Genomic DNA, 12444 nt, shown 5'->3' on the forward strand with positions numbered 1-12444 from the left:
CAGCAGGGTGGAGAGCATGACGCCCCGACTCCCCACCGCGTATCTTCGTCTGCTCCGCGACCTGCCGGGCAACCGCTGGTTCAAGCCCGCTCTCCTCGGCGGACTTGCTGCGCTCTACTACCTCGTCTTCGTCGTTGGACTCCTCGTCGTTGTCGCCGTCTGGTTGGGGCTGAGTGCCGACGATGTCGACACTGCCGTCGCTGGCATCGACGATCTGAACACGGCGACGGGTCTCCTCACGACCCTGCTGTCCGTCATCCTCATGTGGCCGGCCCTCGAACTGGCGATGCTCACCGTCTACCAGCGCTGGTTCTTCCCGCTCATCTCCGTGCGGAAGAGCGGCGCGGCAGCCGACGCAAGGGTCAACGCTGGGGCCGATGCGGCGACGGACCCGGAAGATGCGGGGGCTGGTGCGGCGGCGGACCCGGCTGGTGCAAGGGCCGACGGAGCGGCTGCCCCAAGGGCTCAGCAGGCTCCCGCCCGGCCGGCCTCGGTTCCCGGTGGAATGCGGTGGCGGCTGCTGGGGCGGTATCTTCTGCTGTCGTTGGTGGTGTGGGCGGTCGGTCTCGTCGTCCTCGGGATCATCGCGCCCGAAACGGTCGCCATCGAACACGGCGCCGCCTGGGGACACCGGCTCGCGCTGCTGCTGGTCCTCGTCCTGTTGCTCGTCCCTCTCCAGGCGATGAGCGAGGAGCTCGTGTTCCGCGGGCTTGCGATGACCGTCATCGGCAGCTGGCTGCGTCATCCGGCGTGGGCACTCCTCCTTCCCGTCCCGCTCTTCGTGGCCGGACACATCTCTGATGTGCCCGGTCTCATCAGCGTCGGGGTCTTCGCCGTCGTCATGGGGGTGATCACACTGCTGACGAACGGGCTCGAGGCGGCGATCGCCTTCCACACGGTCAACAACCTGTTCGCCTTCGGCCTCGGCATCATCACCGGCACCGATCTCAATGCGACGGACACGGCTCCGGCGGTGCTCGCGGTCGGCACCGCCGCACCGATCGTCTTCGCCCTCGTCGTCATCCTCGACGCTCGTCGTCGCGGTCCCGAACTGCGGGTGCCGCGGTCGGCGGTCACGGACGGCGCGAGCGCCGCCGGTGCGGCAGGTGCGCGGAGTCCTGCCCGCGCCCATCGCGACCTCGGCCCGGGATCCCCCTCGGGAGTGCCTGCGCCCGAGCTGCGCTCACACCGTGAAGCGCACCCCCGTGAACTCCCTCCGCCACGCGGCGACCTCGGTCGCGATGTCGTCGAGGACAGCCTCGGCGGATGGATCTGACGACGAGGCCGATCCTTCGCGCGAGACAGACACACCGGGCACTGATCCACCGGGCACCCGTGCCGTCTCGAGCGCCCGGGCGATGAGTCCGGCCAGCCGCGGCATGTCGTCGACGGTCATGCCGCGGCGCACGATCTCCGGGGTGCCGATTCGCACGCCGTTCTGGTCGCCGGGGACCTCCGCGACGGGCAGGCCGATCCCCGAGGTGAGGAACCCGGCCCGCTCGAGCACCCGGGCGGCCGCGGTGCCGCCGCCGAACGGGGCGGCGAGCAGGGCGAACTGGTGGGAGTCGGTGAACCCCTGTGCGCAGCGGAAGGGCTCGACCCCCGCCTCGGCGAGGGATTCGGCCAGGGCCGCGGCGCATGCGCGCATCTGCGCGGCGTAGTCGGCGCCGGTCTCGATCCAGTCGGCCAGGGTGACCCCGAGGGCCGCGACCGCGGCGGCGTTGAAGTTCGCCGTCATGCCGGGGAAGGCGATCGCGTCGATGCGCTCGGAGAGGTCGTCGTCGGTGCTCAGCAGCAGTCCGTGGGTCGGGCCGCCGAGGCTCTTGTACGTGCTCATCGACATGAGGTGGGCGCCCTCGTCGAGCGGGTTGGCCCACTGCCCGCCGGCGATCATCCCGCACAGGTGCGCGGCGTCGAAGAGGAGGTGGGCGCCGACCTCGTCGGCGATCTCACGGACCGCGGCGACCGGGTGCGGGAAGAGGTTGAGCGAACCGCCCATCGTGATGAGCGCGGGCCTGACCTCCCGCGCGAGCGATGCCAGGGCGTCGAGGTCGTAGGAGTACGTGGCGGCGTCGACGGGGGCGCCCACCGTGGTCAGCCCGTAGAGGCCGGCGGCACCGGCGGCGTGGTGGGTGACGTGACCGCCGATCGTCGCAGGTGAGGCGATGATCGTGTCCCCGGGAGCGCATGTGGCCATGAACGCGTAGAGGTTGGCCATCGCCCCGCTGGGCACGCGCACCTCGGCGAAGTCGGCGTGGAAGAGAGACGCGGCGAGCTCGGCGGTGATGACCTCGACCTGCTCGATGTGTTCGAGCCCCATCTCGTACTTCGCGCCTGGATACCCGAGCGAGGTCCGCGACGCCGAACCGCCCGCCAGGAGCGCCGCTGCCCGCGGGTTGAGGACGTTCGACGCGGGGTTGAGGTTGAAGGCCTCCTCGTCGTGGAGTCGGTCGGAGGCGGCCAGCAGGTCCTCGATCGTCGATGCGACGGCGGCCATGTCTCCGCCGAGGCGGTCGCTGGCGATCTCTTCGATGCGCGCTCGGCTCTCGGCGGGGATCCACGGGTGGGGTGTCTGGTGCACGGTGCGACTCCTTCGTCCTCGGCCGGGCGAGTGAGCCGCGACCGTTCGTCCTCGATCCTAGTGAGCCTCAGCCCGCAGCGGACTCCGGAATCGACAAGCATGCCGATAACGTATCTGTGCACGAAATCGAATGATCGGCGGCGGGTCCGTCGGTGCAGTCCGGCTCACGTTGTCGGCAGGACCGCGGTGATGGCGAAGCCGCCGTCCGGCGTCGGCCCCACAGTGAGAGTGCCGCCGAGTGCCTCGACCCGCTCGCGCATGCCAGTGAGACCGAAACCCGCACCGGCCATCGGCTTCGGGTCGGGTGCGGTCCCGTTCACCGCGTCGGGTGCTGTTCGGTTCCCCGCGCCCGGTGCGCCATTGAGGACGGAGACGACGATCCCGTCATCGACGGGTGCGACGTCCACCCGGATCGGCGCTCCCGAGGCATGACGGAGCGCGTTCGACAGGCCCTCCTGAACAACCCGGAAGGCGGTGAGTCCGGTTGTCGGAGCGGTTCGGGCGGAGTCGACGGCGAACTCGATGTCGACGTGCGCTCCCGAACTCCGCGTCGCCGAGACGAGACCCGGAATGTCATCGACGGTCGGCTGCGGTGCCAGGTCGGCGTCGCGTCCACCACGGAGAATCGTGAGGAGTCCGCGCATCTCGGTGAGTGCCTGTCGGGCCGCCTCGGCGATCGAGTCGAACTCCTCACGACTGCGGTCGTCGAGGTCGGGCAGCCGATACTGCGCCGTCGTCGCCTGCACACTGATGACGGACATGCTGTGTGCGACGACGTCGTGGAGCTCCTGGGCGATGCGATTGCGGTTGTCGAGCTCGGTGCGCCTGGCGGTCTCCTCGGCGCCGAGCCGACGTTCGACGGCCAACTGCCGGCGCCCCGTCAGCCACAGGCGCAGCAGGACGGCGATGCCCCCGACCCCCGCGGTGACCGCCGCGGTCGTGATCGCGTTCGCGAACGCTCCCTGGAAGTCCCCGGCGTGCGGGAGGAGCAGACTGCCCGCACCGATCGCCGCGCTCACCGCCCAGAGAGTCACGAGGTGGGGCCAGCGGTGACGGAGACCGAGGACGATGCAGGTGAGCCCGAGGGCGATCGTCGCCGTCACCGCCCACGGCCAGACGAGGCCGGAGGTGTGCGCGGTGGCGGCGATGCCGGCGGTCGAGGACACCGCGCTGACGACGACGGCGAGGGTGGGCAGGCGGATCGCGAGGACGGGGGCGATCGCCTGGCCGACGGCGATGAGCATGGCGACGACGACCCACATCCCGTACGCCGAGGCGTAGACGGGCCAGCCGACGGCCACGAGCACGACGCCGGCGAAGACCGTCGTCAGCCAGTACCAGCCGTCGGAGCCGATGAAGGCCTGCAGTTGGGTGGGCTCCTGCGTGTCAGCGGGCTGAGGCGGTGCGGCAGGCGTGTGCATGTCAGTGGTCTCCTGCGATTCGGGTGATCGCTGTGGTGTGGGGTGGTGCGGCGGTCGGACGAGCGTGGTCATCGTGACACCGCCCAGGCGGTGTCCACGACCATCGTGTCAGTGGCGTGTGACACAGTCGAGGCAGTGGGGGTCGAGCGGGCACCGCTTGATGAAGACGCAGGAGTCGATGCATCCCGTGGCGCAGTGCCGGGCGCATGCGCCGGGGTCGAGGGTGTCGCGGCCGGGTTGAGCCCGGCGGTGACGGCGGCGACCTCGAGCAGGGCCATGGCGTGGAGGACGAAGGGGAAGGTGAGGAGAAGGACGAGACCGGCGGCGAACTGGAAGGTTGCCTCGGCAGCGAAGCCGAGATCGACGACGGGCGTCTGATTCCATCCGGCGACGATGAGGTCGATGAGGCCCGACCCGTCGTCGGGGAGGAAGCGGCCCCACACCACGTAGGTGAGGCCGCCGAACGCCCCGAAGAACCAGGACACCGCGACGCTGAAGGTGACGATGCGCACGGGCAGGGCGAAGAGCGATTCGAAGAGGAGGTCGAGCCATCTCCTCCCGTCCCCGATGATGCTCAGCCACCCGGACAGTCCGCGCCCACGAAGACGGTGAGGCACTGCGGCGAGCGGGGCACCCCACCGCCTGACACGAGCGCGGGAGAGATCAGCGAAGCTCGAGGCGACGACGAGGACGACGGGAAGGAGGAGGACGCCGACCCAGATGACCGCTGTGCCGAGGGCCAGGGCGAAGAGAGGGATGAGGATGATGACGGCCGCGACCGAGACGGCCAGGCCCGGAGCGACGAGTCGCGCGTCGCCGCCGAGGGTGCGGAACAGGCGCGACCACCCTGAACCGTGGTTGCGGGGTGGCGCTGCCGGTGCGTTCGGTGGTCGGTCGGCGGATGTGGGTGCGGCATCAGTGTGCGGTGGCTGCGCGGCGAAGGTGTTCATCAGGCTGCTCCTGTGTGCTCTCGGATCGACGAGGGGCTCGCCGACGAGAGGCACTTTAGGGAGGCGGTCTGCGGTCGCACATCATACTCAGGGGTGAACCTGGCATCCGCTGAGGTGGACCTCGCGGTCGACATTGTCAGGCGATGTCCGTGTGCGTGACGTCGGATGCCTGCAGTCGGGTAGCGTGAGACCATGCCGGACTCTCAGCCCACCCCCATCCGCGTCGCGATCGTCGACGACCAGGCGATGGTCCGTCAGGGGTTCGGAGCGCTCCTCGACGCACAGCCCGATGTCAGCGTCGTCGGCAGCGCCGAGGACGGCGCGCAGGTCGTCGACCTCGTGCGGCGCACCGCTCCCGACGTCATCCTCATGGACATCCGCATGCCCCAGCTCAACGGGCTCGACGCCACCCGGGCGGTGTTCGCGATGCCCGGTGATCACCCGAAGGTCATCATGCTCACGACGTTCGACGCCGATGAGTACGTCTTCGCCGCCCTGCGCGCCGGGGCCAGCGGGTTCCTCCTCAAGGATGCGACCGCCGATGATCTCGTCGCCGCGGTCCGCGTCGTCGCGGCCGGTGAGTCGCTGCTCGCTCCGTCGGTGACGCGCCGCCTCATCGCCGAATACGTCAGCGGCCCGACGGTGGCGAAGGACACCGCGGTCCTCGGTCAGCTCACCGAACGCGAGATCGACGTCATGACCTTGGTCGCGAAGGGCAGGACGAACGCCGAGGTGGCCGCCGACCTCTTCCTCGCCGAGCAGACGGTGAAGACCCATGTGTCACGGATCCTGGCGAAACTCGGACTGCGGGACCGGACGCAGATCGTCGTCGCCGCCTATGAGTCCGGTCTCGTCGTCGCAGGAGGGTAGCGCGCCCCGGCACCCTACCGCGCGAACCGGTTGCCGAGCTCCTTGACGATCGTCTCAGCCGGCCCCGGTGCCGCCGCCCGGTAGCCGGTGCCGGCCCACAGGTGGAGATTGTCGGGGTCGCCGGCCTGCTTCGCCGCGGCGCGCAGTCCTTTCGTCAGATGGTGCAGCGCCGGATAGGCATCGAGGGCGACCGGATCGAACTCGCGGACGAAGTCGTTGACGAGGGCCCGCGCCGGTCGACCGGTGAACGCCCTTGTCAGGCGGGTCTCCGAATAGACGGCCGGATCCTGAAGGGCGGCCCGATGCGGTGCTGACGTGCCCGCTTCATCGGCGAGGAGCAGGAGCGTCCCGACGACGACCGCGCTCGCCCCGGCATCGAGGAGAGCGGCCACGGCGTCCTCACCGTCGACTCCGCCACCGGCGGCGAGGGGGAGGTCCACCTCGCCGCGAATCTCCCGGACGAGATCGACAGTGGGACGGTCCTCGATCTCACGGGTCGGATCGGCGGTGCCCGTGTGGCCGCCGGCGCTCGGTCCCTGGACGATGAGAGCGTCGACGCCGCGAGCGGCTGCCTCGCGGGCTTCGTCGACCGATGTCACCGTGGCGGCGACCTGGGTGCCGACTCCGTGGAGGCGGTCGACCACCTCGGCGGTGGGGAGGTTGAAGGTCATCGACACGAGGGGCACGGGGTGCGCGATCAGCCAGTCGATCTTCGACGGGTAGTGGTCGTCGTCGCTGACCGGGTCGCGATCGAGGTCGACTCCCAGGTCGGCGGCCCGCGGTTCGAGGGCGGTGACGAAACCGTCGAAGGATTCGCGGTCGAGCTCGACGGCATTGGGAGCGAAGAGGTTGACTCCGAACGTCTCCGTCTCCTCCCGCGCGCGCTCGACGAGCGGGGCCATCGCCTCGGCGGTGAGGTAGCCGGCGGCGACGAAGGGGAACCCGCCCGCGCGGGCGACGGCGGCGACGAGCTCTGGGGTCGTGGTCCCACCGGCCATGGGGGCGCCGATGATCGGCAGGGCGGTGGTCGCGAAGGCGATGGTCATATCCGGCACTCCTGACGTCGGGTCTGGTGCCATTCTCGCACTCGGGACCGTGGCGCGAGACGCTGTCCGTCAGCGCCGCCTCCCTCGCAGGTATGACACCGGATCGCCAGCTCGCACCTGTGAGGTGATGCGGACTCCCGGACCCGTTCCCTAACGTCGCTCCCGCCAGGCACCCGCCGCCGAAGAAGGAGTCACGATGTCCCTCAGCACAACCGCGCCCATCACAGAGGATCGACCATTCACCCGCGATCGGGTTCTCGATCTCGTGCGGCTCGGCTGCCTCATCGTCGTGGTCGTCCTCCACACGATGATGAGCGGAGTCGAGCTCGGCACCGACGGTGCGATCGTCCCGACGGTGGCGCTGTCGGGCACGACCGGGTTCGCGCTCGCCTCATGGGCGTTTCAGATCATGCCCCTCTTCTTCGTCATCGGCGGTTTCGCGGCTCTCCAGCAGTGGCGGCGCACCGCCGCGAGGGGAGGAACCTGGTCCGGTTACCTGCGGGTGCGCGTCCGCAGGCTCGTCGCCCCGGTCTTCGTGCTCGTCCTCGGTGCCGGCTCCGGGCTCGCGCTGGCCTCCGAATCCGGCGCGCCAGGCGACCTCCTCGCCGAGGCGAGCCTGCGCATCGGCCAGCCCCTGTGGTTCCTCGCCGTCTACGTGGGGCTCACCGCGCTCGTGCCGGTCATGGCGCGGTTCCATGAGCGCGCGCCGAGGCGGACCCTCGTCGGGCTCGCCGGTGCCGTCGCGATGGTCGACGTCCTCGCCGGTGTGACAGGGCTGACCGGGCTGGGATATCTCAATCTTCTCTTCGTCTGGCCGCTCATCCAGCAGTTGGGGTTCGTCTACGACGACCTGCGCCGGCGCACGGTGGCACCGACCGGGCTCGTCGCGATCGCAGCGATGGCGCTCGGCGCTCTCGTCCTGCTCGTCTCCGGCGGCGCCTACAGCCCGAACATGCTCGTCAACCTCAACCCGCCCACAGGAGCCCTCGTCCTCCTCGGCGTCGTGCAGCTGTGTCTGCTGCGGCTGGTCCACGACCGTTTCGCCGCCGCCCTCGAGCGCGTCCCGGCCTGGGATCGGGTGATCGCGTGGGGCAACGCCAACGGCATGCACGTCTACCTTTGGCACATGAGCGTCATCATCGTTCTCATCGGCCTCCTCGGTGCGGTCGCCGGAGCACTCACCGGGACAGGCACCGGCGCCGGGGCATGGATGGGCAGTGCGGTGCTGCCCGACGTCGAATCCCCGTGGTGGTGGCTGACACGGGTGCCGTGGGTGCTCATCGTCGGCGGACTGTCCGCGGGGCTCGCGGCAGGGATTGCGAAGATCTCGTTGCCCTCACCGGCACGGTTGGAACGACTCGGGCGAGGGCTCGAATCGGCCCTGGGACTGAGACTCTCCGAGCGCGTCCGGGCAATGTCCGCGATCGGGTGCGCCATTGCGGGAATCGGCATCGCCCTGCTCGTCGGACTCGCGCCGTTCGTCTGGACGCTCCTCTCGGCAGGACTGCTCTCCGCCGGGCTCGTTCTCGCGGCGGGCCTTGGCCGACCGGCCGCGGACGTCGCTCCGGACCCGGATCGCACTCCGGCCGCAGACGTCAGTCTTCGACGAGCCTCGCGAGCGCCTCGGTGACGGTGCCCCAGCCCTCGAAGAAGCCGAGCTCCTCATGGGCGGCCCGCTGCTGCGGATCGGCATGGCGGACGATCGCGCGGTAGTCGGTGCCGGCCTCCCCGTCGCCGAGGATGATCTCCGTGGTCATCGCGACGGGAGCGGGCAGCGCCGGATGCCACGTGCTGTCGACGGCATTGGTGAAGACGAGTCGGTCGTTCTCCTCGATGCGGAGGAAGACGGCGTCGACGTGCGGGACGAACGTCTGGCCGTCCTCGCTCATCCGGGTGACGAACGCGCCGCCGGGACGCAGGTCGAGGGCGTCGACGCGCAGGACGAGCGGCTTGGGGATCCACCACTGGACGAGTTGGGCGGGATTCGTCCATGCCTCCCAGATCGCCTCCCGGGGCGCGCGGATGACGCGTTCGATGAGGAGATCCCGGTCGGGATCGATGGCGCGATCGGGTTCGCGGGCGGAGTCGGAGCTGAGGGCCATGGGGTCTCCTGATGAGTGGTCGGGCGTATGCCAAACATCGCATGCCCGGCGGCGGAAGGGAAGTGCCTGGGGTGCGTCCCCGACGCCCCGGATGACGAAACATGACACCCCGTGACGGTCCGATGACGCTCGGTGACTCCACGGGACGCGCGGCTCCGTCGCAGCCGCGATCCGACCCCAGACTGGTGGGACTTCGGCATCGACGTCGAGGGTCTCATGAGAAGGAAGGAAACGCCGTGAGCGCATCAGACCGCAGCTCGACCGGCCGCAGCGGAGTCTCGACCCGCTCGGTGCACGCTGGCGCCGCCCCGGAATCGCACACCGGTTCCGTCGTCGCCCCGATCTTCCAGACCTCGACCTTCCAGATGGACGTCCCGGGTGAGACTCGGGCCGGCTTCGACTACGCCCGCACGGGCACCCCGAACCGCAGCGATCTCGAGGAGGTGCTCTGCGATCTCGAGGGCGCGTCCTATGCGGCGGCCGTCAATTCCGGCACCTCCGCCGAGGTGGCGGTGTTCTCCGCGCTGCTCGGACCCGGCGATGAGATCATCATCCCCCGCGACGTCTACGGCGGGACGTATCGTCTGCTCGTCAACGAGTACGCGCGCTGGGGTGTCGTCATCCGCACCGTCGACCTCACCGACTCGCAGGCGCTGGCGGCGGCGATCACCGACCGCACGGCGATCGTGTGGGCGGAGACCCCGAGCAACCCCGGCCTCGACGTCATCGACATCGCCGAGACCGCGCGGATCGCCCATTCCGCGAACGCGCTGCTCGCCGTCGATTCGACGTTCGCGACCCCGTACCTCCAGCGTCCGATCGAGTTCGGCGCCGACCTCGTCATCCACTCGACGACGAAATTCATCAACGGCCATTCCGATGTCATCGGCGGGGCCGTGCTCGCCGGCGATGGGCAGACCTGTCCTCGCGCCGCCGAGGTGATCGACCGTCTGACCAGTCACTTCGCGTCCGTGGGGTTGGGCATCTCCCCGTTCGACGCGTGGCTGACCAGGCGCGGCATCAAGACGCTGCCGGTGCGCATGGCCGCCCACTGCGCGAATGCGCAGGCCGTGGCCGAATGGCTCGAGGCAAGACCGGAGATCGCCGAGGTCTACTACCCGGGTCTGCCCTCACATCCCGGGCACGAGATCGCGAAGCGGCAGATGAGCGGGTTCGGGGGAGTCGTCTCGTTCTCCACCGACACCGAGGAGCGAGCGCTGGCCCTGGTGCGGAGCACGAAGCTCATCACCCTCGCGGAATCGCTCGGCGGCGTCGAATCCCTCATCGACCATCCCGCGACGATGACGCACCTCGCCGTCGCCGACTGCGAGCTGAGCATCTCCGGCCGCTTCATCCGCCTCTCCGTCGGCATCGAAGACATCGCGGACATCCTCGCCGATCTCGACGCGGCGCTCGCGGCGACGAACTCTGTGGTCGGTGCAGCCGAGACTGAGGCGGACGAGGCGGTCGACGAGACAGTCCCGGAGGCAGCGAGTGGGATCGAGTCGGCCCCCGAGTCCAAGTCGGCGCCCGACGCGCAGGCGGGAGTCGCCTCGGTGACGGTCCTCGAGAACGTCTGAGGCTCCCGGCACTCGACACGATGACCGCCAGCTGAGACAGCGAGCGACGAGATTGCGCAGTCCTCGGCAGTCCCGCCGTCCGGTGCAGCTGCGGGCGGAACCGAACACGTGCTGGACGAAACGCACCTCCTCACCAGCGCGTCCGCTGCTCGCAGTCGCAGGGCTCCGGCAGTCCGGGGCGCGCTCTCGTCGGTGCTGTGCGGTCTTCGCGGGGCGGCCCGAGGACCGACGACACCCTTGACGCTGTCGTCGCGGCCCCATTAGATTGATCCCCGGCCAAAGGTCTGAAAGTGATCCAATGAATCGATGGGGATGAACATGGGCACGACGATCAAGCACCTCGGAGTCAGAGACAGCCACCGCAGGACGGTCCGACCGAAGCGGGGTGCGGCCGCAGGCGTCCTTCTCGCTGCGCTCCTCCTCGGCGCCTCGGCATGTGCCGCCGGCGATGCAGGGAGCGCGCCGGAGGAGTCCGGCGACGGCAGCTGCGCGCAGCTGGGGGTCGCCGACGGGTGGTACGGGGACAATGCGCAGCGGCTCCAGGAGATGATCGACGCGAACGCCACGTGCGACGGAGCCACCCCGGAGGGAGGGGTGCGGCCGATGGCGGTGTTCGACTGGGACAACACCGTGGTCAAGAACGACATCGGCGATGCGACGACGTTCTGGATGCTGCGCAACAGCAAGGTGCTCCAGCCTGCGGGCCGGGACTGGGCGACGATGAGCGACTACCTCACGGACGAGGCGACAGGCAGGCTCAACGAGGTCTGCGGTGACCTCGCCGACCCGGGCGCCCCGCTGCCGACCGGCGAGAAGGCCGGCGAGGACTGCGCCGCGGAGATCCTCTCGGTGTACTCCGAGGGAGAGACGACGGACAAGGCCGCTGCCTATGAGGGGTTCGACGCCCGCCGGATCGAACCGGCCTACGCCTTCGCCGCGCAGCTGCTCGAAGGCCTGACGCCGCAGCAGGTGACCGAGTACGTCACCGCGGCGAAGAAGGAGAACCTCGATGCCGCCGAGGGCACGATGAACGAGGTCGGCGGCACCGAGGTGACCGGATGGGTGCGCATCTACCCGCAGATCAAGGACCTCATCACCACCCTGCAGGACGCCGGTTTCGACGTGCGCATCGTCTCGGCGTCATCGCAGCCGGCCGTGAGGATCTGGGCCTCCGAGGTCGGGGTCGACGCCGATCAGGTCACCGGGGTGCAGACCCTCGAGGAGGGCGGCAAGCTCACGAGCACGCTCGCCTCGTGCGGCGGTGATGCGGCCGCGATGCCCTACATCGAGGGCAAGCGCTGCTTCATCAACGAGCAGCTGTTGGGCATCCCCTCAGCCCAGGCATTCGAGCCCGCCCCCGAGGCGCAGCGTCAGGTCTTCGCCGCCGGAGACTCGGACACCGACGTCACCTTCGTCGGCGACGCCACCGGCCTGCGTCTGGCGATCAACCGCAACAAGACGGAGCTGATGTGCAACGCGTACGCCAACGTCGACGGCAAATGGATCGTCAATCCGATGTTCATCGCTCCCGAGCCGCAGCAGAAGGACGTCTACCCGTGCTCGACGTCGGGGCGCATCGAAACCGACGGCACTCAGGGCCCGCTGAAAGACGCCGACGGCAACGTCATACCGGATCAGAAGGACTCGGTGTACTGACGGCGCTCGGTCGATATCCCTGCGGTGATCCGGGCCCTGCGCAGTGTTCTCGGTGACCTCAGCACACCGCGCGCCTCGGTGACGGTCCTCGAGAACGTCTGAGTCTCCCGTCGCGCCCCGGCTGGCGAACTTCGGGTCGTTCTGGTCAGGATCACCGTGGCGGGTTGAGGTTTCCAGCGCACGATTGGATGCCTTCAGGATGCGCCCGCAAGAAACATGTCTCCCAGTGCCTCTGCCG

Annotated in this window: 10 protein-coding genes; 5 read left to right on the plus strand and 5 right to left on the minus strand. The window is 69.5% G+C overall.

Translation table 11 applies throughout. The features are described from left to right. Positions 1-16: 16 nt before the first annotated feature. Positions 17-1276, plus strand: a complete 1260-nt coding sequence (locus J9315_RS01810) for a CPBP family intramembrane glutamic endopeptidase (RefSeq protein WP_198499818.1) — start codon at positions 17-19, stop codon at positions 1274-1276. On the opposite strand, the gene J9315_RS01815 is transcribed toward J9315_RS01810, so the two are convergent. The 3 genes from J9315_RS01815 to J9315_RS01825 form a co-directional block, all read right to left on the minus strand. After that, positions 1184-2581: a beta-eliminating lyase-related protein gene (locus tag J9315_RS01815; RefSeq protein WP_198499817.1), complete on the minus strand. Its 1398-nt coding sequence runs from the start codon at positions 2579-2581 to the stop codon at positions 1184-1186. The two genes, J9315_RS01810 and J9315_RS01815, sit on opposite strands and share 93 nt — an antisense overlap. A gap of 164 nt (positions 2582-2745) precedes the next feature. After that, positions 2746-4002: a sensor histidine kinase gene (locus J9315_RS01820; RefSeq protein ID WP_198499816.1), complete on the minus strand. Its 1257-nt coding sequence runs from the start codon at positions 4000-4002 to the stop codon at positions 2746-2748. A 68-nt stretch (positions 4003-4070) separates the two neighbouring features. Further along, positions 4071-4952: a sensor domain-containing protein gene (locus J9315_RS01825; protein WP_198499815.1), complete on the minus strand. Its 882-nt coding sequence runs from the start codon at positions 4950-4952 to the stop codon at positions 4071-4073. 192 nt (positions 4953-5144) lie between these two features. Here J9315_RS01825 and J9315_RS01830 point away from each other — a divergent pair, with 192 nt between their 5' ends. Continuing rightward, on the plus strand, positions 5145-5822 hold the full coding sequence (locus tag J9315_RS01830) for a response regulator transcription factor (protein WP_198499814.1): 678 nt from the start codon (positions 5145-5147) through the stop codon (positions 5820-5822). 14 nt (positions 5823-5836) lie between these two features. Here J9315_RS01830 and J9315_RS01835 read toward each other — a convergent pair whose 3' ends face one another. Then, complete coding sequence (locus tag J9315_RS01835; RefSeq protein WP_211978692.1) at positions 5837-6868, minus strand: nitronate monooxygenase; 1032 nt, start codon at positions 6866-6868, stop codon at positions 5837-5839. A gap of 196 nt (positions 6869-7064) precedes the next feature. Here J9315_RS01835 and J9315_RS01840 point away from each other — a divergent pair, with 196 nt between their 5' ends. Further along, a complete protein-coding gene (locus J9315_RS01840; RefSeq protein ID WP_198499812.1) occupies positions 7065-8498 on the plus strand; it encodes an acyltransferase in 1434 nt (477 codons plus the stop codon). Here the strand turns inward: J9315_RS01840 and J9315_RS01845 are convergent. After that, complete coding sequence (locus tag J9315_RS01845; RefSeq protein WP_198499811.1) at positions 8464-8970, minus strand: SRPBCC domain-containing protein; 507 nt, start codon at positions 8968-8970, stop codon at positions 8464-8466. The genes J9315_RS01840 and J9315_RS01845 overlap by 35 nt on opposite strands. 236 nt (positions 8971-9206) lie before the next feature. On the opposite strand from J9315_RS01845, the gene J9315_RS01850 reads away from it, so the two are divergent. Continuing rightward, positions 9207-10550, plus strand: a complete 1344-nt coding sequence (locus tag J9315_RS01850; RefSeq protein WP_232623731.1) for a PLP-dependent transferase — start codon at positions 9207-9209, stop codon at positions 10548-10550. Between the two features lie 306 nt (positions 10551-10856). Next, positions 10857-12206, plus strand: coding sequence for a haloacid dehalogenase-like hydrolase (locus J9315_RS01855; protein WP_198499810.1), 1350 nt, complete (start codon positions 10857-10859; stop codon positions 12204-12206). Positions 12207-12444: the final 238 nt, after the last annotated feature.

Origin of the sequence: Brevibacterium sp. W7.2 (assembly GCF_018137945.1) — a bacterium.
GTDB lineage: Bacteria > Actinomycetota > Actinomycetes > Actinomycetales > Brevibacteriaceae > Brevibacterium > Brevibacterium sanguinis.